This window comes from uncultured Williamsia sp., from assembly GCF_947494875.1.
Classification (GTDB): domain Bacteria; phylum Actinomycetota; class Actinomycetes; order Mycobacteriales; family Mycobacteriaceae; genus Williamsia_A.
Map to the genome: position 1 here is coordinate 571908 of NZ_CANLWM010000002.1, position 23274 is coordinate 595181.

The 23274-nt window shown below is 69.2% G+C and carries 20 protein-coding genes and 1 pseudogene; 10 read left to right on the plus strand and 11 right to left on the minus strand.

The features are described 5' to 3' along the window. Window positions 1-53: 53 nt before the first annotated feature. Window positions 54-3899 (minus strand): hypothetical protein, encoded by a 3846-nt coding sequence (locus Q1A98_RS07840; protein ID WP_299571664.1) that lies wholly within the window; start codon window positions 3897-3899, stop codon window positions 54-56. Window positions 3900-4106: 207 nt separating this feature from the next. Between Q1A98_RS07840 and Q1A98_RS07845 the strand changes: the two genes are divergently transcribed. After that, window positions 4107-4460: a LuxR C-terminal-related transcriptional regulator gene (locus Q1A98_RS07845; RefSeq protein ID WP_299571666.1), complete on the plus strand. Its 354-nt coding sequence runs from the start codon at window positions 4107-4109 to the stop codon at window positions 4458-4460. A gap of 72 nt (window positions 4461-4532) precedes the next feature. On the opposite strand, the gene Q1A98_RS07850 is transcribed toward Q1A98_RS07845, so the two are convergent. From Q1A98_RS07850 to Q1A98_RS07875, 6 genes are all read right to left on the minus strand, one after another. Then, window positions 4533-5417: an SDR family oxidoreductase gene (locus Q1A98_RS07850; protein WP_299571668.1), complete on the minus strand. Its 885-nt coding sequence runs from the start codon at window positions 5415-5417 to the stop codon at window positions 4533-4535. 49 nt (window positions 5418-5466) lie between these two features. Beyond that, window positions 5467-6051: a TetR/AcrR family transcriptional regulator gene (locus Q1A98_RS07855; RefSeq protein WP_299571671.1), complete on the minus strand. Its 585-nt coding sequence runs from the start codon at window positions 6049-6051 to the stop codon at window positions 5467-5469. Beyond that, the gene (locus Q1A98_RS07860; RefSeq protein WP_299571674.1) at window positions 6048-7385 is read right to left on the minus strand and encodes a cytochrome P450; all 1338 of its coding nucleotides are present in this window, start codon (window positions 7383-7385) and stop codon (window positions 6048-6050) included. The genes Q1A98_RS07855 and Q1A98_RS07860 overlap by 4 nt, the downstream gene beginning before the upstream one ends. 66 nt (window positions 7386-7451) lie before the next feature. After that, window positions 7452-8429 (minus strand): o-succinylbenzoate synthase, encoded by a 978-nt coding sequence (locus tag Q1A98_RS07865; protein WP_299571676.1) that lies wholly within the window; start codon window positions 8427-8429, stop codon window positions 7452-7454. Between the two features lie 55 nt (window positions 8430-8484). Beyond that, window positions 8485-8970, minus strand: a complete 486-nt coding sequence (locus tag Q1A98_RS07870; protein WP_299571678.1) for a GNAT family N-acetyltransferase — start codon at window positions 8968-8970, stop codon at window positions 8485-8487. A 111-nt stretch (window positions 8971-9081) separates the two neighbouring features. Beyond that, window positions 9082-10608 carry a carboxylesterase family protein gene (locus Q1A98_RS07875; RefSeq protein WP_299571681.1) on the minus strand — a complete coding sequence of 509 codons (1527 nt, stop codon included), beginning with the start codon at window positions 10606-10608 and terminating at the stop codon, window positions 9082-9084. A 157-nt stretch (window positions 10609-10765) separates the two neighbouring features. Between Q1A98_RS07875 and Q1A98_RS07880 the strand changes: the two genes are divergently transcribed. Together Q1A98_RS07880 and Q1A98_RS07885 are read left to right on the plus strand one after the other, a co-directional pair. Then, window positions 10766-11407 (plus strand): HNH endonuclease family protein, encoded by a 642-nt coding sequence (locus Q1A98_RS07880; RefSeq protein WP_299571684.1) that lies wholly within the window; start codon window positions 10766-10768, stop codon window positions 11405-11407. Window positions 11408-11418: 11 nt separating this feature from the next. Next, window positions 11419-11670 carry a hypothetical protein gene (locus Q1A98_RS07885; protein ID WP_299571687.1) on the plus strand — a complete coding sequence of 84 codons (252 nt, stop codon included), beginning with the start codon at window positions 11419-11421 and terminating at the stop codon, window positions 11668-11670. An 82-nt stretch (window positions 11671-11752) separates the two neighbouring features. On the opposite strand, the gene tuf is transcribed toward Q1A98_RS07885, so the two are convergent. The 4 genes from tuf to rpsL form a co-directional block, all read right to left on the minus strand. Further along, a complete protein-coding gene (gene tuf / locus Q1A98_RS07890) occupies window positions 11753-12943 on the minus strand; it encodes an elongation factor Tu (protein ID WP_299571689.1) in 1191 nt (396 codons plus the stop codon). A gap of 111 nt (window positions 12944-13054) precedes the next feature. Continuing rightward, window positions 13055-15160 (minus strand): elongation factor G, encoded by a 2106-nt coding sequence (gene fusA / locus Q1A98_RS07895; protein ID WP_299571692.1) that lies wholly within the window; start codon window positions 15158-15160, stop codon window positions 13055-13057. Between the two features lie 84 nt (window positions 15161-15244). Beyond that, the gene (gene rpsG, locus Q1A98_RS07900) at window positions 15245-15715 is read right to left on the minus strand and encodes a 30S ribosomal protein S7 (RefSeq protein WP_299571695.1); all 471 of its coding nucleotides are present in this window, start codon (window positions 15713-15715) and stop codon (window positions 15245-15247) included. Further along, the gene (rpsL, locus tag Q1A98_RS07905) at window positions 15715-16089 is read right to left on the minus strand and encodes a 30S ribosomal protein S12 (protein ID WP_214242689.1); all 375 of its coding nucleotides are present in this window, start codon (window positions 16087-16089) and stop codon (window positions 15715-15717) included. Before rpsL ends, rpsG begins: the two co-directional genes overlap by 1 nt. A gap of 436 nt (window positions 16090-16525) precedes the next feature. On the opposite strand from rpsL, the gene Q1A98_RS07910 reads away from it, so the two are divergent. The 7 genes and pseudogenes from Q1A98_RS07910 (at window position 16526) to Q1A98_RS07940 (ending at window position 23235) form a co-directional block, all read left to right on the plus strand. Next, the gene (locus Q1A98_RS07910; RefSeq protein WP_299571697.1) at window positions 16526-17497 is read left to right on the plus strand and encodes a DMT family transporter; all 972 of its coding nucleotides are present in this window, start codon (window positions 16526-16528) and stop codon (window positions 17495-17497) included. Window positions 17498-17544: 47 nt separating this feature from the next. Then, on the plus strand, window positions 17545-18591 hold the full coding sequence (locus tag Q1A98_RS07915) for an alpha/beta fold hydrolase (protein ID WP_299571700.1): 1047 nt from the start codon (window positions 17545-17547) through the stop codon (window positions 18589-18591). A gap of 36 nt (window positions 18592-18627) precedes the next feature. Continuing rightward, window positions 18628-19725 (plus strand): glycosyltransferase, encoded by a 1098-nt coding sequence (locus tag Q1A98_RS07920; protein WP_299571701.1) that lies wholly within the window; start codon window positions 18628-18630, stop codon window positions 19723-19725. A gap of 50 nt (window positions 19726-19775) precedes the next feature. Further along, complete coding sequence (locus Q1A98_RS07925; protein ID WP_299571702.1) at window positions 19776-20546, plus strand: phytanoyl-CoA dioxygenase family protein; 771 nt, start codon at window positions 19776-19778, stop codon at window positions 20544-20546. Between the two features lie 16 nt (window positions 20547-20562). Next, window positions 20563-20952, plus strand: a complete 390-nt coding sequence (locus tag Q1A98_RS07930) for a DUF427 domain-containing protein (RefSeq protein ID WP_299571703.1) — start codon at window positions 20563-20565, stop codon at window positions 20950-20952. Window positions 20953-21009: 57 nt separating this feature from the next. Continuing rightward, a pseudogene (locus Q1A98_RS07935) lies at window positions 21010-22796 on the plus strand (amidohydrolase family protein). Then, window positions 22786-23235, plus strand: coding sequence for a nuclear transport factor 2 family protein (locus Q1A98_RS07940; protein ID WP_299571706.1), 450 nt, complete (start codon window positions 22786-22788; stop codon window positions 23233-23235). The pseudogene Q1A98_RS07935 and the gene Q1A98_RS07940 overlap by 11 nt, the downstream one beginning before the upstream one ends. Window positions 23236-23274: the final 39 nt, after the last annotated feature.

A 23274-nucleotide genomic window follows, 5' to 3' on the forward strand; every position in this document is an offset into this window, starting at 1 on the left:
GTCACCCTCGCGCGGTCCCGCACATCGTAGGTGTCACACCGATCGGGACGGCCTCAGGCACACGGCGGCTGGTAGGGCATGCCCGGGACGTAGAGACTCCACTCGTCGCGGGAGATCGGGTCGGTGTCGATGCGGCACGCGGCGTTCACGACCCGGGACACGTCCGTGTCCCAGGACCCGACGACACCCGCCGCGCCGGTGGCCAACACCTGGTCGTCGCCCGGCCCGAATTGGACGTCGTAGATGCGGCCGGGGAACGCCTGCAGACGCTCCGAGGCGATCGGGCGGCGGGGGTCGCGGACATCCCACAGCCAGACACGTCCGTCGGCCCCGCCCGCCGCGACGCGCGTGCCGTCGCGGGAGAACGTGGCGCCGTAGACCGAGCCCGTCGGGCCCACGAGGTCGGCGACGACGCGCGGTGAGGACCGGTTCGAGATGTCCAGCAGCTTCACCTGGTTGATCGCCGAACTGGCGACGATGTGCCGGCCGTCGGGCGAGAACCGGGACGCCAGCGCCCCCGACTCGAAGACCTTCGTCTTCGACAGCACCCGGACGTCGGTCGGGTCGGAGACGTCGACGAGATCGATGAAACCGTTGACGGTCGAGACGACCGCCGTCCGGTCGTCGGGCGACATCGACGTCCACGCGATCCCGTCGCCGACGTCGACCGCACCCGTGCGGCGCGGTGCGCGCGGGTCCGACACGTCGATCACCGGGAGCTGCGACGACAACGTCGACCCCGCGACCGCCACCTTCGTGCGGTCGCTGACGGCGACGGTCTCGATGAGCCGGCCCGGTGTGACGTCGATGGGCGGGGAGATGACGGCGGCCCGCGTGGGATCGGAGACGTCGGCGAGATACATGCGCCCGTCGACCGTGCCCGCGGCGACCAGACGGGCGTCCCGCGTCATGTCCAGTGAGGTGAAGGCCTCACCGGGCGGTGGGGACACGTTCGGACCCGCACGTTGCAGCCCGGCGGTCGGGTCGATCCGCCACTGCGAGAACCCACCGTTCGCGTCGGAGTTGCTGACCGTGAACCGGGGGCCGTCGGCCTGGAACGCGAACTGGAAAGTGTTCTTCGGCCCGGCCCGTACGGAGTACTGACGCGGCGGCCACACCGCGACCGACCCGTCGCCGCCCGAGGTGACGACATTGTTCCCCGCGAAGTCGGCCTGCGACACCGTGTTCCCGACGCGGAGCGCCTGCGGCGGGGTCCCGTTCACGAGGTCGTAGACCCGGGCGGTGTCGTCGCTGCTCGATCCGACCAGATGGGTGCCGTCGTCGCTGTAGGCGACGCCGTTCACATAGCTCCCGAAGTCGGTGTAGTCCGCGGTGAGTGTCGGCCGCGTCGGGTCGGCCATCGAGTAGGTCTTGATGTCGCGACTCTTCAGCGCCAGGGCGAGCTCGCCGGTCCGCGGAGAGAAGTCGCCGTCGTCGGCGCTGACGTTCGCCGAGCCCGGCAGCGGGATCGTCGACAGGGGCCGGATGCGATCTGGCTCGACGGCGCTGATGTCGACACGCTGGAGCGCGCTGGCGCTCGCGAGGATCCGCCCGTCCCGACTGAAGGCGACCATGGTGGCCGATCCGACGAAGGAGGGCGGGACGGCGAGCGGCACCCAGCGGTCCTGTCCGTCACGACGGAAGACCACGACGCCGGGCCCGTCCTGGGCGAGAGCGATCAGCCGACCGGTGGGATCGACGGCGACGTCGGTGACCGACGTCGTCACGCGCGGTACGTCCGAGAGCGCACGGGGCGTCGTCGGGTCGCGCACGTCCCAGGCCGCGAGGCCATCGGTGCCCACCGCCCACAGCGTCGACCCGTCCGGGGAGAACTTCACGCCGACCAGCCGTTGGTCGTCGCTGGCCGTGCCGACCGTGGCGACGGACGGGGAGAGGCCCGTCGGGGTGAGTCGGAACAGTCGCACGCGGTGGTCCGACGAGGCGGCTGCGACGAACGTCCCGTCGGGCGACACCGCCAGTCCGACGCCGCCTCCGGCGGTGGCGCGACGGGCCGGGATGGGGCCGGACGTCAGGTCGAGCAGGGCCGAGCGCGCCTCGATGGTCGGCGAGAGCTTGTAGGCGACCAGCGCCAGCTGCAACGCCAGCGCCGGGTTGCGCGTCCGCTGCTCGTCGGCGACGTTCGCCAGACGCGCCGACGTCGCGTCGAGTCGACTGCGCTCCGCGGCGTTGCGTTGGGAGACGGCATCCGACCGCGCGATCACGGCGAGCACCGCCGCGACCAGCGCGACGACGGCGAAGAGGCATGCCGCGACGGTGATCAGTCGCATCCTGCGGGCCTGGCGCTTCCCGCGGTCGGCGATGTGGTCGCGCCGTGCCACGGCGCGGTCGAGGTATCTCCGCTGCTCGGCGGTGATGCGTGTCGCGTTCTCCGGGGAGTCGGCGAACTCGGTGAAGAGGTCGAGGCGGCCGCCGAGGGGCAGCAGTTCGGGTGCCTCGTCGCCGTCGACCCAGAGCTCGACCGCCGCCTGCAGGCGACGGGCGATGAGGAGTTGGTCGCGGTCCTCGTCGATCCAGCGCATCAGTCGCGGCCATGCCGACAGCAACGCCTCGTGCGCGATCTCGGCGTGCGTCTCCGACACCGACACCAGGCGCGCGGCGGCGAACCGGTCCAGCACCCCGGCCGCACGGCGCTCACGGACGTCACGCTTGGCGTCCGGCTTGTCCGGCGGCGGGACCCCCAGCTCGCCCAGGGGCGCCCGGCGGCGAGAGGTGCTGTCGTCGTCGACCATGGTCATCGCCAGGAGCTGGCGACGGGCCACCATCTTCTCGGCGTAGTCGAGCTCGCCGTAGACGCGTTCGGCGGTCTGCTCGACGGCGCCGCGGATCCGGCCGGTCGCGACGTAGTCGGCGACGGTGAGCGTCCGCTTGTTCGAGCGCGTCCACGTCGACAGCAGTGCGTGTGACAGCAGCGGCAGGGCACTGCCCAGACCGGCTGCGGTGAGCCCCGGACGGAGGTCGGCGATGAGCAGGTCGACGAGGTCGTCGGAGACGGTGAGCCCCTTGACCGCCGCGGGCCCGACGATCACGTCGTGGAGCTGCCCGTGATCGAGGGCCGGGACCAGCACCGTCGCGTTCTGCAGGGCGCGGGCGGCGCGCGGGTTCTCGGCGAGGACGCCGTAGTAGTCGGCGCGGATGGTGATGACCCCGAACGTCAGCTCCCGGCGCGACGCGGTGAACTCCGCCAGCGCGACGATCAGGTCCCGTCGCCTCTCGGTGTCGTTGACCGTGTACATCTCCTCGAACTGGTCGACGGCGATGAGCACGGGTCCGTCACCCTCGGGCAACGACGCCACGGCCGACCGGAAGGACTCGACGGGATCGACGCCCGGCGTGAAGAGGATGTATCGCCACTCCTCGAACGGGCCCTCGCGGCCGATCTGGGCGAGCAGTCCCGCCCGCAGCACCGACGACTTGCCGGCCCCCGAGGGCCCGACGAGGGTGACGACGGGCAGCCGGTCGATCCCGGTGACGATCGCGGTGGGCCGCTCCGCCTGTTCGAGGACGGTCTCGATCACGAGGTCGGTGACGTCGGCACGGCCGAAGAACACCGCGTGGTCGTCGACCTCGAACGGCGTGAACCCGCGGTACGGGGACGTCGCGAGGGCACCGTTGCGCGGCGCCTGGCGGCGTGCGCGGGCGGCCGCCTCGAGCCACTCGTCGTGCTCGCGCGTCTCGACGCCGATCGCCTCGAGCACGCGACGCAGCGCGTCCTCCATCTGTGACTGGGGCGCGTGTTGCCCGGAGAACCACCCGCCGACCGTCGCCGCGCTGGCGTTGGATCTGCCCGCGATCTCACGGATCGTGAGCCCCGCCATCGATTTCTGCTCGGTCAGGGCGCGCGCGAACTCCTCACGCGTCTCGACTGTCTCCGGCCGCACGACAACCCCTCCACCTGGGCTTTCGCCCGTCCTCCGGTTGTACGACGTACGGACCTCCGTACGGACCTGGCCGTACGGGCCGCCACCGCTGGAGCACGCGCGCCCCGCCGGAGATAGTTCTTACATCGCACGCCTGTTCAGCTCGCGAGCAGGCACGCACAGGTCCCCCGACCGGAGGAAATCGTACCCATGTCCGTGGCCCCCCATATGCCGGTTGTCTCGCCCTACGTCCGACTGTCGTCGGCCGCCCCCGCGCACACCCACCCGACGCGTCGACCGTCGGCGCTCCGGGTCGTCCCGGCGCCGCCCGCCCCGCCGGCGCCCCCCGCCGTCGAGCGTCCGTCGCTGTCCCGTCGTGAGGTCGAGGTCCTGCTCGCGTGGCTCGCCGCCGAGTCCAAGGCCGAGGCCGCCGCGGCCCTCTACATCACCGCCTCCACGGTCAACACGCACCTGACCCGGATCCGGGCGAAGTACACCGCGGTCGGCCGACCCGCCCGCTCGAAGGCGAACCTGTTCGCCCGCGCCATCCAGGACGGCTACACCCGCCTCGACGAGTGGTGAGCGCGCGACCCTGACACGACGAGACCCCGTCGGCATCGGCCGGCGGGGTCTCGTCGTGTGTGCGGGTCGGCGCTACTTGGCGACCGGTGTGCAGTTCACCCGCTTGAGGTACTCGGCGCGCTCGGCGTCGTCGTAGCTGAGGAACATGCTGTTCATCCCCGTGAGACGCCCCAGCGACCGCTTCAGGCCAGGGGCCATGATCGGGTTCGCGTGCACCCACGCCATCGACCGCGGCACGGTGATGTGCGTCGTCGAGCCGAGGATGCTGTTGTGCACCTCGCGGGCCACGTCCTCGGGCCCGACGGTCTGCACGAACTTGTTCGTCGCGATCCCCGAGATCAGCGCGGTGCGCGTGAAGGTCGGGTTGACCGTCTTCACGCGGACACCCTGCGGCGCCAGCTCGACGTCGGCCGCCTCGGAGAAGGTGATGACGCCGGCCTTCGCTCCGTTGTAGATCGTCAGACCCGGCACCGGGAGACGTCCGGCCACCGAGCCGATGTTGATGACCTGACCGCCACCGCGGGCGATCATCCGCTTCGCCGCGCACTGGGTGCCGATGACGACGCCCAGCAGGTCGATGTCGAAGTTCCGCTTGATGACGTTGAGGTCGTAGTTCAGCAGCGGCCCGGTCGGCATGATGCCGGCGTTGTTGATGAGGACGTCGATCGGTCCGGCGACCTTCTCGACCTCGTCGAGGAAGTTCTCGAACGAGTCGGGGTCGGTCACGTCGAGGACGAAGCCCTCGTGGCCGAGGTCGGCGGCTGCCTTGCCGACCGCCTCGTCGTCGATGTCGCCGATGACGACGGTCGCGCCGGCGTCGCGCAGGGTCTTGGCGGTCTCGAGGCCGATGCCGCGGGCGGCGCCCGTGATGGCGATGGTCAGTCCCCGCACGTCGGGGCGCTGGGCGGTCGCACGCCTGCCGCGCACGCGCGACAGGATGCCGGTCTTCGGGCTCATGGGGTACTCCTGGTTGTTCTTTCGAGCGGTGAGGTGTGCGCGGGGCGTGTCACCACACCATGGGGGACAGATGTTTGGCCGCGAAGGCGCGGACGTAGTCGGGTTCCTGCTTCTCCTCCGACCCGGGGACCTCGAGTTGCGAGATGACCAGGCGGACGATGATCTCGACGGCGTCGGTGAGGTCGGGGTCGGGTCGGACGGCACCGACTCCGCGCAGCGCCCGCACGGTGCGGGCGGTGACGGCGTCGATGAACATCGAGGTCACCGACGACGAGGTGATGCCCTTCATCTCGAGGTCGTCGACGACGAGCCGGTGCATCAGCGGGTCCTTGAGGATCAGCTGCGCCCCGACGGCGAATGCCTCGGCGATCGCCTCCGGCGGGGTCAGCCCGACGATGGCCTGCTCCATCTGGTTCATCCCGTCCTTGTAGAGGCGGGTGGCCACCGCGACCAGCAACGACTCCTTGTTCGGGAACCGTCGGTAGAGCGTGCTGCGCGACACCTCCGCACGACGCGCGATCTCGTCGACCGAGGCCTTGCGGACGCCGACCTCGGTGAACTCCTGCGCCGCGGCGGAGAGGATGGCCTCCTCCTGCGCCTCCGGGTCGTCGGTGTTGCGGGTCTTGCGGCTCACAGCTTCCGGAGGGTGACGGGGAAGCCGTCCTTGGGGATGGGCAGGGAGCTGTAGTTCATCGGCAGCTCGTAGTCGTCGGGCACCGACCACTCGTAGTTGCGCAACAGCTGATGCATGATCGTCTTGATCTCCATCTGCCCGAAGTACAGGCCGATGCACTTGTGCACGCCACCGCCGAACGGATGCCATGCCATGCGGTGCTTCTTGTCCTCGGCGCGGTCGGGACCGAACCGCTCCGGGTCGAAACGCCAGGGATCGCTGTAGATCTCGGGGTCGTAGTGGTCGTTGAGCGCCGTCAGCGACACGAACGTGCCCTTGGGGATGAAGTACCCCTGGAGCTGGGTGTCCTTCACCGCGGCGCGCGGGTGCGCCGGCACCGGGGTGCACATGCGCAGCGACTCCTTGAGGATCAGGTCCAGCTCGGTGAGCGAGCCCAGGTCGTCGTAGGTGAGTTCGGAGTCCATCGCCAGCGACTGCTCGCGCGCACGACGCTGCCACTCCGGCGACTTCGCCATCCGGTAACACATCTGGGTCATCGTGATGGTCGACGTGTCGTGCGCGGCCATGAGCACGAAGATCATGTGGTTGACGATGTCCGCGTCGGAGAAGGTCTTGCCCTCCTCGCTCTCCGCGTGACACAGCACCGAGAACAGGTCGTCGGTCTTGGTCGCCCGCTTGGCCGGGATGTGCGAGTAGAAGAAGTCCTCGAGGATCTTGCGCGACCGGATCCCCTTGCCCCACCGGGTGCCCGGGATCGGCTTGCGGATGACCGCGACGCCGGCCTGCACGGTCTCCAGGAACGCCTTGTTGATGCGGTCGGCTTCGGCCTTGGGCAGCTCCAGGCCGAGGAACACCTCGAGCGCGACGTCGAGCGTCAGCGCCTTGAACTCGTCGAACAACGAGATCTTCCCCGTCGGGAAGGTCTCCATCCGCGCCGCGATCATCGGCTGCATCAGCGCCATGTACTTCTTCAACACCGCCGGGTTGAAGCCCTGCTGCAGGATCAGCCGGTGGCTGCGGTGCTCGTCGAAGTCGAGCAGCATCACACCGCGGTTGAAGAACGGGCCGATCAGGAAGGTCCACGCCGGACCGTTGGCGAACGCTTTGTCCTTGTTCATGAGCACCTGTTCGGTGGCCTCGGGACCCGACGCGACGACCCAGTCCCGGCCGAACATCTTCAGTGCGGAGATCTTGCCGAACTCGGCCAGGCGCTTGCGCTGGAACCCGAAGGGGTCGTGGCGCATCTGCAGGACGGCCAGAACGCCGTTCTTCTTCTGCAGCGGGACCTCTTTCAGGCCGCTGTCGGTCGGAGCTCGAAACGTCGTCGCCGTCATGTCATGCACCTCCATTGGAACAGATACGAAGAATCGTATCTTTGAAGGCGCGCGGTGTCTACCAGATCACATTCGAATCCACTCCGCCGCCGGGTGACCGGCCGGGAGCAGGGCGTGGGTCCTGGCCAGTCGCTCCCGCCACCAGCGGGTGCGGTCGGCGTCGGCGACCGGCAGGTCGTCGTCAGGCTCGACCGTGCGCGGTCGGACCCGCCCACCCACCGGGACGAACGGTGTGGCGACGTCGCGCGTGAACATGGTTCCCGTGCCGAGGCCGCACGCGAGGATGTCGCCGGGCAGCGCCGCGGCGCACGCGACACCGGCTGCCATGCCGACGGCGGAGTCGAGCGCGCTCGAGACGACGATGTCGAGATCGATGTCGGCCGCGATCGCCAGGACCCGTCGCATGCCACCGAGGGGGGCCACCTTCACCACGGCCACATCCGCCGCCCCGGCCCGGACCACCCGCAACGGGTCCTCGGCGCGACGGATGCTCTCGTCCGCGGCGATGGGGGTGTCGACAGCTGCACGCACGGTCGCCAGTTCCTCGACGGTGGCGCACGGTTGCTCCGCGTACTGCAGGTCGCCGAGGGCGCGGATCGCCGAGATGGCCTGCGACGGCGTCCATTTCCCGTTCGCGTCGACACGCACGTTCGGGATGCGCTCACGAACGGCAGCGACGCGCAGCACCTCGTCGTCCAGGGAGTCCCCGGGTTCGGCGACCTTCACCTTGGCCGTCGTCGCACCCGGGAAGCGGTCGAGGATGGCCGCGACGTCGGCGGCAGGAACGGCCGGCACGGTCGCGTTGACCTCGACCTCGTCGCGGACAGCCGACGGAGGTCCGACCCACGCCGCCTCGATGCCGGCGGCCAGCCACCACGCCGCCTCGGCGTCGTCGTACTCGGGGAACGGCCCGAACTCTCCCCACCCGGCCGGCCCGCGAAACACCATCACCTCACGGGTCGTGATGCCGCGGAACCGCTCTCGCATCGGCAGCGCGACCACCTGCGCTGTCGCCAGGATGTCGTCGACGCTCGGGATGCTCACCGCCCCACCGTGGCACAGATCCGTAGCAGTTCGTGTCGCCGGGCGAGACGAACTGCTACCGATCGAAGTCGACGCGCATCTCCAGTTCGGTGTTCGACGGATAGGCGGGGTTCTGCACGGTGACGCCGGTCGGCGCGAAGCCGAACTGTTCGTAGAGACGCCGCGCACGCTCGTTCGTCTCGCCGACGTGGAGCATCGCCGACGGCGTGTGCTGCTCCGACCACGCGACCAAGACCGTCATCAGCTCCGCTGCCACACCCGATCGACGTGCCTCGGGAACGACGTAGACGCTGTAGACCCAGGCGACACCGCACTCGACGTGCGCGCGCATCGAGCCGATCCACCGCGTGTCGCCATGGGCGACGAGAGCGATGCCGTCCGGATCGCGGTGCGCCTCCAGGAGCGAGCGCCACGACCGATCGGGGCGAGCCGCCATCTCCTCGGGGGTGGCCCCGAACGCGTGGGGCGATTCGATCGCAGCGGCGATCCGGAATGCGCGGTACTCCGCCCAGTCGTCGCCGGTGAGTCGCCTGATCGTCACGACCGGGAACCGTACGACCGCGCCAGACCCGACGTCGATCGTATTTCGCGTCGATCCAGGAATCCGTAGCGATTTTTGCCGCTGAGCGGGAAAGATCACCACGGATGCAGGTCAGCGGACGCCGGTGAGCGGGAGTTCGTCGGCGCGTGGGTCGTGGACGACAGCGTCGGCCGCGAGGTCCTTGTCCCCGAACGTCCGCACCGGACGCGGCGAGCCGGGCCGAACCGCGTCCCACCCGGGATCACCGGTGGTCGCGAAGCGCACCCAGGCGCCGTGGATGTCGTCGGCGAGACCGGTCGGGGGGTTGGGGCCGGTCATCGCCATGGTGGCCGCGACCGTGTCGAAGACGAACGGCAACTCGAGAGCGTGCGCCGAGCGCAGATCCCGCACCTCGGTCGGCCATGCGAACTCGTACTGCCAGGCGCTCTGCCCGTCCCGCGCAGCGACCGCATCGACGACGTCGGCGGTACCGGAGCGGAACGCGTGGTCGGTCAACGCGGCGCACAACACGTCGCCGGGCGTCGCCCCCGGGCGGTTGGCGGAGTAGACCGCAGCCGCCTCCGGGTCCATCCCGAATCGTGCGAACGCCATCGGCAACACCTCCTCGGTGATCCCGCCGGCGACGCCGGTCGGCACGAGGAAGAAGCGGAACTCGTCGCGGGTCGTGCCGGCCAGGACGTCGACGCCGCTCCCGGCTCCGGCGCGGAGCGCGTCTATCGGGAGCTGTTCGAGCACCGTGCCGTCGATCGTCGGGAACAGCGCCATGATGCCGAGGCCGCGCGACGCGACGGTTCGGCCCCACCGGTTCGGTGACGGGTCGCCCATCAGCGCGACGGCCTGGTCGGTCTGTGCCTGCAGGAGGGTCGCGTCGTCGAGTTGCGCGACACCGGAGACGGTGGGCGGCAGGCTGAACCGCTCCGTGAAGTCGGCGGTGACCAGACGCGCGTCGGCGACCTCCGCGGCGGCGACGCCGTTGCCGCTCTGGACGATCGCGCGACGGAACAGTCCCACCGACAGCGGCGACGCCAGCAGCGAGGCGATGCTCATCCCGCCGGCCGACTCGCCGAACACGGTGACGCGATCAGGATCGCCCCCGAACGCGGCGATGTTGTCCTGGACCCAGCGCAGGGCGGCGAGCTGGTCCAGCAGGCCGCGGTTGTCCGGCGCACCGGGCAGGCTGAGGAACCCCAGCGCGCCGAGCCGGTAGTTGATGCCGACCATCACCACACCATCGCGAGCGAACGCGCCGCCGTCGTAGGTCGGGATGCTGTGCGCGCCACGCACGAACGCGCCGCCGTGGATCCACACCATCACCGGCAGTCCCCCGGCGGTCGGGTCCGGGGTCCACACCGAGAGGTTCAGTGACTCGTCGCCCGGGACGATCATCGACGGCAGCAGGTCGGAGAACGGGGCGACGTACGGCGTCTGCGGTGGCGTCGGGCCGTGCGCGGTCGCGTCGCGGTCGCCGTCCCATCCTTCGACCGGACCGGGCGCGGCGAAACGGGCGGCCCCGACCAACGGCGCGGCGTAGGGGATGTTCAGGAACGCGTGGACCGTGCTGTCCCCCACCGCGACCCGCGTGCCTCGCAGGGATCCGGCTGTGGTCCGCACCTGCACACCGTCGTGCTCGTCAGTCATGTCGACCAGCGTGCCACGCGGCGCACGACCCGAGACCCACAACCGCACTTGTTTAGTTCGCGCAGCATTCCTTCTGTCGTCACGAGGCAGCCATCACCCGTCACTAGCGTCCGCCTCACGGGGGACGACGGGGGTCGAGAAAAGGAAGCCACACATCATGTCCACGCCGTCACGGGTGCGAATCCTCGCTGCCCTCGTCTTCGTGTTGTCCACGCTCGCAACGGTTCTCGCAGCCGGCCCCGCCGGTGCGACGCCACCCGACATCCCGTCGGCGTCGACGGCCCGGTCGATGCTGGCCGGTCTCACCGTCGCGACCGAGGGATCGATGTCCGGCTACTCCCGTGACCAGTTCCCCCATTGGATCTCTCAGTCCGGCACGTGTGACACCCGCGAGACCGTGCTGAAGCGCGACGGCACCGGCGTCACGACCGGAAGCGACTGCTACCCCACCGCAGGCCGCTGGTACTCCCCCTACGACGGCGCGACGCTCACCGCTGCGGCCGACGTCGACATCGACCACGTCGTCCCGCTCGCCGAGGCGTGGCGCTCCGGCGCGGCGTCGTGGACGACGTCCCGGCGACAGGCGTTCGCCAACGACCTGCAGCACTCCCAGCTCATCGCGGTGTCCGCGAGCTCCAACCGCTCGAAGGGCGACCAGGACCCGTCGACGTGGCAGCCGACCGTCACCTCCTACCGCTGCACCTACGCCCGGATGTGGATCGGGTCGAAGGACGCCTGGGGCCTGAGCCTCCAGTCGTCCGAGAAGTCCGCCCTGTCCGCCGCACTCGACGCCTGCTGAGGAGCACCACGATGCCCGAACTGTCCACCGTCACCACCGTCACTCCCGGCGCCGTCATGACCGACGAGGTCGGTGTCATCACCGGGTCGGTCGAGATCGTCTGCGCCTGCGACGGATCCGCCCACGCCACCGTTCGTGTCCGGTACGAGGACGCCGCCGAGTGGTATCGCGTCAGCGACCTCGACCGCGACCTCACGAGCGCCGACGAGTTGGACGCGTTCCACCGCGAGATCGTCGAGCGGTTCACCACCCCGACGAGCTGACCCACCGACGACGAACGCCCGATCCCCTCAGGGGGATCGGGCGTTCGTGTGTGACTCGGGGAGTCAGATCAACGAGCAGATGTCACTTGTTGATCTTGGTGACGCGGCCGGCACCGACGGTGCGGCCACCCTCGCGGATCGCGAAGCGCAGGCCCTCGTCCATGGCGACCGGCTGGATGAGCTTGACGCTCATCTCGGTGTTGTCGCCCGGCATGACCATCTCGGTGCCCTCGGGGAGGGTCACGACGCCGGTCACGTCCGTGGTGCGGAAGTAGAACTGCGGACGGTAGTTGTTGAAGAACGGGGTGTGACGACCACCCTCGTCCTTCGACAGGATGTACGCCTGGCCCTCGAACTCCGTGTGCGGGGTCGTGGTGCCCGGCTTCACGATGACCTGGCCACGCTCCACGTCCTCACGCTTGAGGCCACGCAGCAGCAGACCGGCGTTGTCGCCCGCCTCGGCCGAGTCGAGCAGCTTGTGGAACATCTCGATACCGGTGACCGTGGTCTTGGTCGACTTCTCGCGGATGCCGACGATCTCGACGTCCTCGTTCACGTTGACCGAGCCGCGCTCCACACGACCGGTGACGACGGTGCCACGACCGGTGATGGTGAAGACGTCCTCGACGGGCATGAGGAACGGCTTCTCGGTCTCGCGGACCGGGTCCGGGACCGACTCGTCGACGGCGGCCATCAGCTCGGCGATCGACTCGCCCCACTTCTCGTCACCCTCGAGGGCCTTGAGCGCGGACACCTTGACCACCGGCGCGTCCTCGTCGAAGTCCTGGGCGGCCAGCAGCTCGCGGACCTCCATCTCGACGAGCTCGATGATCTCCTCGTCGTCGACCATGTCGGCCTTGTTCAGCGCGACCAGGATGTAGGGCACGCCGACCTGACGGGCGAGCAGCACGTGCTCACGCGTCTGGGGCATCGGGCCGTCGGTGGCCGCCACGACCAGGATCGCGCCGTCCATCTGGGCGGCACCGGTGATCATGTTCTTGATGTAGTCGGCGTGACCGGGGGCGTCGACGTGCGCGTAGTGACGCTTCTCGGTCTGGTACTCGACGTGCGAGATGTTGATCGTGATGCCGCGGGCCTTCTCCTCAGGCGCCTTGTCGATCTGATCGAACGCAAAGCTCTGGTTGAGGTCCGGGTACTTGTCGTGCAGAACCTTGGTGATCGCCGCGGTCAGCGTGGTCTTGCCGTGGTCGACGTGACCGATGGTGCCGATGTTCACGTGCGGCTTGGTCCGCTCGAACTTCGCCTTGCCCACTTGTGTGTCCTCCTGGACTGTTGCCTACACCGGGGGGATCCCGGTGAGGGACTGGGATTTCTCTCTTACGTTGTCGCCGTGGTGCGAGGGATCGCGCCCCGGCAGCGGTGATTACTCGCCCGTTGCCTTGGCGATGATCTCCTTCGACACGTTCGCCGGAACCTCGGCGTACGAGTCGAACACCATGGAGTAGTTCGCTCGGCCCTGGGTCTTCGACCGGAGGTCTCCGATGTAGCCGAACATCTCCGACAGCGGCACCAGTGCCTTGACGACACGCGCACCGCTGCGCTCCTCCATGGCCTGGATCTGGCCACGGCGGGAGTTGAGGTCGCCGATCACGTCGCCCATGTAGTCCTCGGGCGTGATGACCTCGACAGCCATGAGGGGCTCGAGGATGACGGGCCCCGCCATCCGCGCGGCCTCCTTGAGCGCCTGCGAGCCGGCGATCTTGAACGCCATCTCCGACGAGTCGACGTCGTGGTACGCACCGTCGAGCAGCGTCAGCTTGAGGTTCACCAGCGGGTAGCCGGCGAGCACGCCGTACTGCATGGCGTCCTGTGCACCCGCGTCGACCGACGGGATGTACTCGCGCGGGACGCGACCACCGGTGACCTCGTTGGCGAACTCGTAGGTCGCGCCGTCCTCGGCATCGGTGAGCGGCTCGAGCTTGACGATGACCTTCGCGAACTGGCCGGAGCCACCCGTCTGCTTCTTGTGGGTGAACTCGTGCTTCTCGACGGTCTTGCGGATCGTCTCGCGGTAGGCCACCTGCGGCTTGCCGACGTTGGCCTCGACCTTGAACTCGCGCTTCATGCGGTCCACGAGGATGTCGAGGTGCAGCTCGCCCATACCGCCGATGACGGTCTGGCCGGTGTCCTCGTCGAGCTTGACCGAGAAGGTCGGGTCCTCTTCGGCGAGCTTCTGGATCGCGGTGCCCAGCTTCTCCTGGTCCGACTTGGTCTTCGGCTCGATGGAGACCTGGATGACCGGGTCCGGGAAGCTCATCGACTCCAGGATCACCTGGTCCTGCGGATCGCACAGGGTGTCACCGGTGGTGGTGTCCTTCAGTCCGATCACGGCGTAGATGTGTCCGGCGGAGGCGGTCGGGACCGCGTTCTCCTTGTTCGAGTGCATCTGGAAGAGCTTGCCCAGACGCTCCTTCTTGCCCTTGGTCGAGTTGATGACCTGGGCGCCGGAGTCGACCTTGCCCGAGTACACGCGGACGTAGGTCAGCTTGCCGAAGAACGGGTGCGAGGCGATCTTGAACGCCAGCGCCGCGAACGGCTCGTCGGCCGACGGCTTGCGGGTGAGGATCTTCTCCTCGTCGCCCACCGCGTGGCCCTGCACCGACTCGACGTCCAGCGGGGACGGCAGGTAGTCGATGACGGCGTCGAGCATGGGCTGCACGCCCTTGTTCTTGAACGCCGAGCCACACAGCACGGGGTAGATCTCGGAGTTGACCGTCATCTTGCGGATGGCGCCCTTGATCTCCTCGACCGAGAGCTCCTCACCGCCGAAGAACTTCTCGAGCAGCTCCTCGTCGGACTCGGCGACGGCCTCGAGCAGTTCCTGGCGGTACTGCTCGGCCTGCTCCTGCAGGTCGGCGGGGATGTCCTGGACGTCGTACTTCTCGCCCAGCTTGGTCTCGCCCGACCAGACCTTGGCCTTCATCTCGACGAGGTCGACGATGCCCTCGAAGTCGTTCTCGGCACCGATCGGCAGCTGGATCACCAGCGGACGCGCACCGAGGCGGTCCTTGATGGTCTGCACGGTGAAGTAGAAGTCCGCACCCAGCTTGTCCATCTTGTTGACGAAGCAGATACGCGGCACGTCGTACTTGTCGGCCTGACGCCACACCTGCTCCGACTGGGGCTCGACGCCCTCCTTGCCGTCGAACACCGCGACGGCGCCGTCGAGGACGCGCAGCGAGCGCTCGACCTCGACGGTGAAGTCGACGTGGCCCGGGGTGTCGATGATGTTGATCTGGTTGTCGTTCCAGAAGCACGTGGTGGCGGCGGAGGTGATCGTGATGCCACGCTCCTGCTCCTGCTCCATCCAGTCCATCGTGGCGGCGCCGTCGTGGACCTCACCGATCTTGTACGAGATACCGGTGTAGAAGAGGATGCGCTCGGTCGTCGTGGTCTTGCCGGCATCGATGTGGGCCATGATGCCGATGTTGCGGACCTTGTTCAGGTCGGTCAGCACGTCCTGTGCCACGTCTTTTCCTCGCTCTTTCGCGTTGAGGGTGTGTGGTGTGTGGTCCGCGGGCGGACTACGTCGTCCGTCCGCGGACCGACGTCGTCACCAGCGGTAGTGCGCGAACGCCCGGTTGGCCTCGGCCATCTTGTGGGTGTCCTCACGACGCTTCACCGCGGCACCGAGGCCGTTGCTCGCGTCGAGCAGTTCGTTGGCCAGGCGCTCGACCATCGTCTTCTCACGACGCTGGCGGCTGAACGTCACCAGCCAGCGCAGCGCCAGGGTGTTGGCACGGTTCGGCTTGACCTCGACGGGCACCTGGTAGGTGGCGCCACCGACGCGGCGGCTCTTCACCTCAAGGGCCGGGCGGACGTTGTCGAGCGCGCGCTTGAGGGTGATGACCGGATCGGTGCCGGTCTTCTCCCGCGCCTGCTCGAGCGCCTGGTAGACGATGCGCTCGGCCGTCGACTTTTTGCCGTCGAGCAGGATCTTGTTCACCAGCTGGGTGACCAGCGGCGACCCGTAGACCGGGTCGTTGATGAGCGGACGCTTCGGAGCGGGTCCCTTACGTGGCATCAGCCCTTCTCCTTCTTCGCGCCGTAGCGGCTGCGGGCCTGCTTGCGGCCCTTGACGCCCTGGGTGTCGAGCGATCCACGGATCACCTTGTAGCGGACACCGGGCAGGTCCTTCACACGACCGCCGCGGACGAGCACCATCGAGTGCTCCTGCAGGTTGTGGCCCTCACCGGGGATGTAGGCGGTGACCTCGACCGAGCTGGTCAGACGCACACGCGCGACCTTGCGCAGCGCGGAGTTCGGCTTCTTCGGCGTCGTGGTGTAGACGCGGGTGCAGACCCCGCGGCGCTGCGGGCTGCCCTTCAGGGCTGCCGTCTTCTGTTTGGCCGTCTTGTCGTGACGGCCCTTGCGGACCAGCTGGTTGATCGTTGGCACTGAAAATTCATCCTCTGTGTCGGCGTTGTTCGTCGGTCTCTGTGGTTGGTGCTCCGGGCAGTCACCGCCGACATCGTCGGCACGTGACTCCACAGATCGCCCCACCAGGCTCGAAAGCTCTGGTCAGTCGTTGTTTTCTCACCCCGTTGTCGGGCGTGTCATGCTCGCCCGCGACCGGATGTCACCTCAGCCCGGGGCACACTCCCGCCCTCGGTGGATTCCGTGGACGACTGCGGGCACGCGGACTTGCCCGACCTGCGTCGGACACCAGCGCTCGACTCTACCGACCGCATTTCATGCGGTCAAAATCCTTGACGGGGCAGTTCACGGTGCGCTCGGCCGACAGTGGAACGTACGACGTCCCCGCGGTGTTCCCCCTGGCGACAGCGCTGTCACGCCCGACGACCCAGACCGACCCAGAAACCGGGGGAACCACGTGAGCGAGACGGTCATCGTCACCCGCCCCGACCGGTCGGCCACCCCGCCCGGCCGGCGGGATGCGACCTGGTTGGTCGCGATCTCCGCAGCGCTGTGGGGCCTCGACGGGCTGCTGCGCAAACCGCTCGCCACCGACCTCGCGGCCGGCACCGTCGTGCTGTGGGAACACATCATCCCGATCGCCGTGCTGGCGCCGTTCCTCCCGTCGGCGACGCGGGCGTTCCTCCGGCTGGGGCTGCGCGACGCGGCCGCGGTCGTCGTCATCGGAGTCGGGGCATCGGCCGTCGCGACGGCTCTGTTCACCCGCGCGTTCGCGATCGCCGGTGCCGGCGGCGACTTCATCACGCCGTTGGTGCTGCAGAAGCTGCAGCCGGTCCTGGCCATCGCGCTCGCAGTGCTGATCCTCGGTGAACGACTCCGACCCCGCTTCGGGCTGTACGTGATCCCGGCGCTCGTCGGCGCCTGGCTGCTCGCGTTCGCCGATCCGCTGCACCTCCGCGTCGCCGAACTCGAACCCGCACTGCTCGCACTCGGCGCGGCGGCGCTGTGGGCGGCGGGGACGGTGCTCGGCCGGTTGGTGTCGCCGTCGCTGTCCCCGCGCGACCTGACGACCCTGCGCCTGGCGTTCGGCACCGTCGGCGCCTTCGGGGTCGTCGGGGTGACCGGTGCGCCGATCCTGCCGACGTGGGGCGACGCCGTGGGGCTCGTGCTGCTCGCCCTGATCCCGGGCCTGCTCGCCCTCGCGCTGTACTACCGGGCGCTGCAGTCGACGCCGGCGTCGCGCGCGACGCTCGCCGAACTCGCCTTCCCCGCCACCGCGGCGGTCGTCGGCGTGCTGGTGCTCGGGAGCACCCTGACGTGGTCACAGTGGACGGGTCTGGCCGTGGTCGCGGCGACCGTGACCGCGATGGGACTGCGGGAGGCCCACGCGTCGGCGCGAGACCGAGCCGGGACCGTCGGCGGCCGTTAGGGTCCGAACAGGTCGCATCCGGGCGATCGGCGAACGAGAGGCCCACCATGCCCGCACCCACCGACGCCGACCACTTCGACCTCGGCGACGTCACGCTGCAGAGCGGGATCACGCTGCGCGGGGCGACGTTGGCCTACAAGACGTACGGGACCCTCGCCGACGACAAGTCCAACGTCGTGGTCTACCCCACGTGGTACTCGGGCTGGCACACCGACAACGAGTGGCTCATCGGACCCGGGCGTGCGCTCGACCCCGCAGAGCGGTTCATCGTCATCCCGAACATGCTCGGCAACGGGTTGTCCAGCTCCCCGTCGAACACCCCGTCGCCCCACGACGGCCCACGCTTCCCTGCGGTCACGTTCCACGACCAGGTGGAGGCCCAGTACCGGTTGGTGACCGAGAAGTTCGGGATCAGCTCCATCTCCCTCGTCACCGGGTGGTCGATGGGCGCCGGCCAGACCTACCAGTGGGCGGTCAGCCACCCGGAGATGGTGCAGCGCGCGGCTCCGTTCTGCGGGTCGAGCATCACGTCACCGCACAACAAGGTGTTCCTGGAGTCGCTGATCGCCGCGCTCACGGCGGATGCGGTGTTCGCCGAGGGCGACTACGCCCCGGACAGGTGGCCCGTGAAGGGACTGCGGGCCTTCGCGCGGGTCTACTCCGGCTGGGGGTACTCGCAGGCGTTCTACTGGGACGAGACGTGGAGGCAGCTCGGCTTCACCTCGCTCGACGACTTCCTCTACGGGTTCTGGGAGAACTTCTTCCGCGACGGGCGTGACCCGAACAACCTGATCGCGATGCTGCGGACCTGGCACGCCGGGAACGTGGGCAACACACCGGGATTCGACGGCGACGTGACGGCGGCCCTGGGCTCGATCCGCTGTCCGCTCCTCGCGATGCCCGCCGAGAAGGACCTGTACTTCCCACCCGAGGACGAGCAGTGGGCGAGCCAGTACATCGAGAACGGCGAGGTGCGCGTCATCCCCGGCGTGTGGGGACACTTCGCCGGAGGCGGCGCGAACCCCGTCGACACGGACTTCATCGACGAGGGACTCCGCGAGTTGCTGGCCCGACCGGGATACACGCCCGACTGACACGCCCCGTCGCTTAGTCCGGCTAATCTTCTCGTCATGCGTGTGCTGTTCTCGTCCCTGGGTTCCTACGGGCACACCCTGCCGCTCGTCCCGCTCGCGTGCGCGGCCTCGGACGCCGGACACGACGTGGTGTTCGCGACCACGGCCACGATGGCGCCCACACTGTCCGCGGCAGGCCTGACCGTCGCCGCGGCCGGGATCCCGATCCGCGACGCGTTCGTGCGACTGGGCCTGGCAGACGTGGCGCCGGCCGACCGCGCACGGATCCCCGACATCCAGGAAGCGATCCAGCGCGCCTTCGGTGAGATCCTCCCCGACACCTACCGCGCCGACCTCCTCGACGTGATCGGCCGCGACCGACCGGATCTCGTCGTCGCGGAGGCGGGCAACATCGGCGCGATGCAGGCCGCTGCGGACGCCGGCGTGCCGTGTGTGCGACACGGCATCGGGCGCGGGATCACGTTCGGGCACAACGCTGTCGAGCTGCCCCACCTCGACATCTACCCTCCGTCGATGCAGGACCGCGAGGTGCTGGACCTGCCCGGTTGTCGACCGCTCCGCCCGGTGTCGGCGACCGCCGACGGACCGCTCCCACAGATCGTCGAGGGGGATCCGACGCTCCCCCTGGTCTACGTCACGCTCGGGACGGAGTTCGGGAGCGCCGACGTCCTCGATGCGATGGTCCGTGCGATCGACACCGGTGACCGTCGGATCCTCGTGGCGGCCGGACCGACGATCGACGCCGCGACGCTGGTCGGCCACTCCGACCTCGTCGAGGTGGCCTCATGGGTGCCGCAGGCGGCCGTCATCGACCGCGCCGCACTCGTCGTCCACCACGGGGGTGCCGGGACGACGCTGGGGGCGTGCGCCGCCGGCGTTCCACACGTGGTGGTGCCGCAGGGCGCCGACCAGTTCCGCAACGCCGAGGCGGTCGTCGCCCGCGGTGTGGGTGAGCAGGTGCTGTCCTCCGATGTCTCCGACACGGGCATCGCCGACGCCGTCGGACGACTGTTGATGTCCGACAGCCCGGTTCGCTCGGCGTGTGCCGACGTCGCCTCGGAGATCGCGGCCATGCCGTCGCCCGAGGACGTCGCCGCCGACCTGCCCGCGCTCGCCGCCTCGACGGTGGGCTGAGCGGCAAAATCACTGGCGGGCAGCCGAGGCCACGGCCACACTCGGCTGCGATGACACTCTCCGACACCGACATCGAGGCCTTCGTCCGCGACGGGTTCGTCGTGCTACGCGGTGCCGTGGACCGCACGACGATCGACCGGTGCCGTGACGAGCTCTGGGATGCCATCCCCGAGTCACCGGACGACCCGTCGACCTGGACCGAGCCGGTGCGATGGACGAACAGCCCGATGACGCCGGCGTTCGCACGCGCGGCCGCGGCACCCGCCCTGGGTGAGGCGTACGACGCCCTGATCGGGCCCGGCCGCTGGATCCAGCGGGTCGAACTCGGCACCGTCCCGATCCGCTTCCCCGTCGGGCGCGACTCGAACGACACCGGCTGGCACTTCGACGCGAGCTTCCCGGCACCCGACGGCTCCGGGTATCGCGTGTCGGTGTCGTCGCGTGATCGGGGACTGCTGGCGCTGTTCCTGATCTCCGACGTCGACGAGGACGACGCGCCGACCCGCATCCGCATCGGGTCGCACGCCGACGTGCCGCGGTTCCTGGAGCCCTACGACGAGGACGGCACCGACATGTTCACGGTCTGCGCGGAGATGGCGCGGGCGGGGGTCCTCGACGACCCCGCCCGCCACGAGACGCTCGCGACCGGCCGCGCCGGCGACGTGTTCCTCTGCCATCCGTTCCTCGTGCACGCGGCCCAGGTGAACCGGCGCGGTCGGCCGCGGTTCATGAGCCAACCCGGGATCATGCTGCGCGAGCAGTTCGACCTGGCGCAGCCGACCTCACCGGTCGAGCGGGCAATCGTCGACGCCCTGCGCTGACGGGAACGTCGCGGGGATGCGCGACGTTCGTCTCGTCATGCAGCGTGAACATCTCGTCCCCGGACCCGACCACCCGATCACCGTCGAACCGACCGACAGGCACGTCACCGTCCGCGTCGGCGACACGGTGATCGCCGAGACCGACAGCGCGGTGACACTGCGTGAAGCGGGGTACGACGCCGTGCAGTACGTCCCGCTGGACGACGTCGACCCCGCGGTCCTCCGGACGTCGGAGACGACGACGTACTGCCCGTACAAGGGCGAGGCGTCCTACTTCGACATCGCCGTCGGCGACGACTCGGTGACCGACGGGGTGTGGACCTACACCGATCCCTTCCCCGCCGTCGCCGACATCCGCGGCCACGTCGCGTTCTACCCCGACCGGGTGACCGTCGACGCGGGATGAGACAGGTGTCCAGACAGACGTCTTGACATCCCTCTCGCCGGGTGGTCCCGTGGACATGTGAGCTACGACACAATCGTCCGCGGTGGCCTCTGGTTCGACGGAACCGGGGCGTCACCTGCCGTGTGCGACATCGGCGTCCGCGACGGGGTCGTCGTCGAGGTGAGCGCGGAGCCACTGGACGTGACCGGCTGCCCGCACGTGATCGACGCGCGGGGCCGTTGGGTCATGCCCGGGATGGTGGACATCCACACCCACTACGACATCGAGGTGCTCGACGCCCCGGGACTGTCGGAGTCGTTGCGTCACGGCGTGACGACGGTGTTCCTCGGGTCGTGCTCACTGTCGACGGTGCATGTCGACGGCATCGACGCCGGTGACCTGTTCGGTCGCGTCGAGGCCATCCCGCGCGAGCACGTCATCGCCGCGGTCGACCGCAACAAGGACTGGCGGTGCTGCGAGCAGTACATCCACGCGCTCGAGGCGCGACCCCTCGGGCCCAACATCGCCGCGTTCCTCGGTCACTCGGACATGCGCGCCGCCGTCATGGGACTCGACCGCTCCACCCGATCCGACGAGAAACCCACCCGCGCCGAACTCGCGCAGATGGAGCGATGGCTCGCCGATGCCCTCGACGCCGGGTTCGTCGGCCTGTCGTCGCAGCAGCTCCTCTTCGACAAGCTCGACGGCGAGACAGCCGGTCGCGCACACTGCCGTCGACCTACGCCCGGTCACGCGAGCTGCGGCCACTCAAGAACCTCGTCCGACGGGCCGGCCGGGTGCTGCAGTCGGGCCCGGACATCACGCACCCGTGGAACGTGGTGTCGCAGGCGCTGCAGTCGCTCGGCATCGGGCGGCCGACGCTGAGGACCAGCCTGCTGTCGGCCGCTGACATCAAGGCCAACCCACAGGCCGTGCGCATCATGGGTCCGCTGGCCGGGTTCGTGAACCGCTTCGGCGGCGACTTCCGATGGCAGCACCTGCCCGTGCCGTTCGAGGTGTACGCCGACGGGATCGATCTCGTCATCTTCGAGGAGTTCGGTTCGGGTGCAGCGGCCTTGCACCTGCGTGACGACGTGGCCCGTGACTCGCTGATCCGCGACGAGGGCTACCGCCGACGCTTCCGGAAGGACTACGAGAAGAGGTACGGGCCGCGGGTCTGGCATCGCGACCTGTTCGACGCCGAGATCGTCGCGTGCCCCGACGCCTCCGTCGTCGGGAAGAGCTTCGGTGAGGTGGGCCGGGATCGCGGCGGACTGCATCCGGTCGACGCGTTCCTCGACCTCGTCGTCGACCACGGCCGGGATCTCCGGTGGCGTACCACGATCTCCAACCACCGTCCCGAGATCCTGCGGCAGATGGCCCGCGAGCCGGGCATCCAGATGGGGTTCTCCGACGCGGGTGCGCACCTGCGGAACATGGCGTTCTACAACTTCGGCCTGCGGCTGCTCCGGCACGTCCGCGACGAGCATCGGGCGGGCCGCGAGTTCCTCACCGTCGAACAGGCGGTGCACCGCCTCACCGGGGAACTGGCCGATTTCTACGACATCGACGCCGGGCATCTCCGCGTCGGCGACCGCGCGGATCTCGTCGTGGTGAACCCGGCGGCGCTGGACGAGCGGCTCGAGGAGTACCACGAGAGCCCCGTCGAGGCGTTCGGCGGGCTGCCCCGCATGGTCAACCGCAACGACGGGGCGATCGACGCGGTGTTGGTCGGCGGGGAGACCGTGGTGCGCGACGGTGTGCCGACGGACGTGGTCGGCGCCGAACGCACCGGGCACTTCCTGCGGGCCGGTCGGCGGACTCACGCGGCCCGCCCGGTACGAACGGTCGCGGATGTCGTCTGAACCGCGGGACGCCGTCACCGGGCTGTGGGCGGCACTGTCCGACCGCGACTGGGACCGTCTGGCAACACATCTCGCGGACGACTGCATCTACGTCGACATGCCCGTCGGGCCGACGCTCGCCGCGCGAGGACCTCTCGACATCGTGAAGCGGTTGCAGGTCGGCATCGCGCCGTTGGCGGCCTATCGGAACCATCCGGGAACGCTGGTCGCCGACGGTGAGGTCGTCATGTACGAGCACTCCGAGTCCTGGGCGTGGACCACGGGCGAAACCGCCGAGCTGCCGTTCGTGTCGGTCCATCGTGTTCGCGACGGCAAGGTGACGCTGTGGAAGGACTACTGGGACTTCGGCGGTCTCGCGAACACCGCGCCCCCGACGTGGCTGGAAGACCTCGCCCAGGCGGACACGTCCTGGATCTTCGACGCCACCGGTCTCGTCTGACGGAGCCCGTCACCCCCGCCCGGACACCCTGAGCACGTT

Coding starts and splice junctions, on each gene's coding strand:
- Q1A98_RS07845 (WP_299571666.1), top strand. CDS start 4,107: ATGCCGGTTGTCTCGCCCTACGTCCGACTGTCGTCGGCCGCCCCCGCG.
- Q1A98_RS07850 (WP_299571668.1), bottom strand. CDS start 5,417: ATGAGCCCGAAGACCGGCATCCTGTCGCGCGTGCGCGGCAGGCGTGCG.
- Q1A98_RS07860 (WP_299571674.1), bottom strand. CDS start 7,385: ATGACGGCGACGACGTTTCGAGCTCCGACCGACAGCGGCCTGAAAGAG.
- Q1A98_RS07875 (WP_299571681.1), bottom strand. CDS start 10,608: ATGACTGACGAGCACGACGGTGTGCAGGTGCGGACCACAGCCGGATCC.
- Q1A98_RS07880 (WP_299571684.1), top strand. CDS start 10,766: ATGTCCACGCCGTCACGGGTGCGAATCCTCGCTGCCCTCGTCTTCGTG.
- Q1A98_RS07885 (WP_299571687.1), top strand. CDS start 11,419: ATGCCCGAACTGTCCACCGTCACCACCGTCACTCCCGGCGCCGTCATG.
- rpsG (WP_299571695.1), bottom strand. CDS start 15,715: ATGCCACGTAAGGGACCCGCTCCGAAGCGTCCGCTCATCAACGACCCG.
- Q1A98_RS07915 (WP_299571700.1), top strand. CDS start 17,545: ATGCCCGCACCCACCGACGCCGACCACTTCGACCTCGGCGACGTCACG.
- Q1A98_RS07920 (WP_299571701.1), top strand. CDS start 18,628: ATGCGTGTGCTGTTCTCGTCCCTGGGTTCCTACGGGCACACCCTGCCG.
- Q1A98_RS07925 (WP_299571702.1), top strand. CDS start 19,776: ATGACACTCTCCGACACCGACATCGAGGCCTTCGTCCGCGACGGGTTC.
- Q1A98_RS07930 (WP_299571703.1), top strand. CDS start 20,563: ATGCGCGACGTTCGTCTCGTCATGCAGCGTGAACATCTCGTCCCCGGA.
- Q1A98_RS07940 (WP_299571706.1), top strand. CDS start 22,786: ATGTCGTCTGAACCGCGGGACGCCGTCACCGGGCTGTGGGCGGCACTG.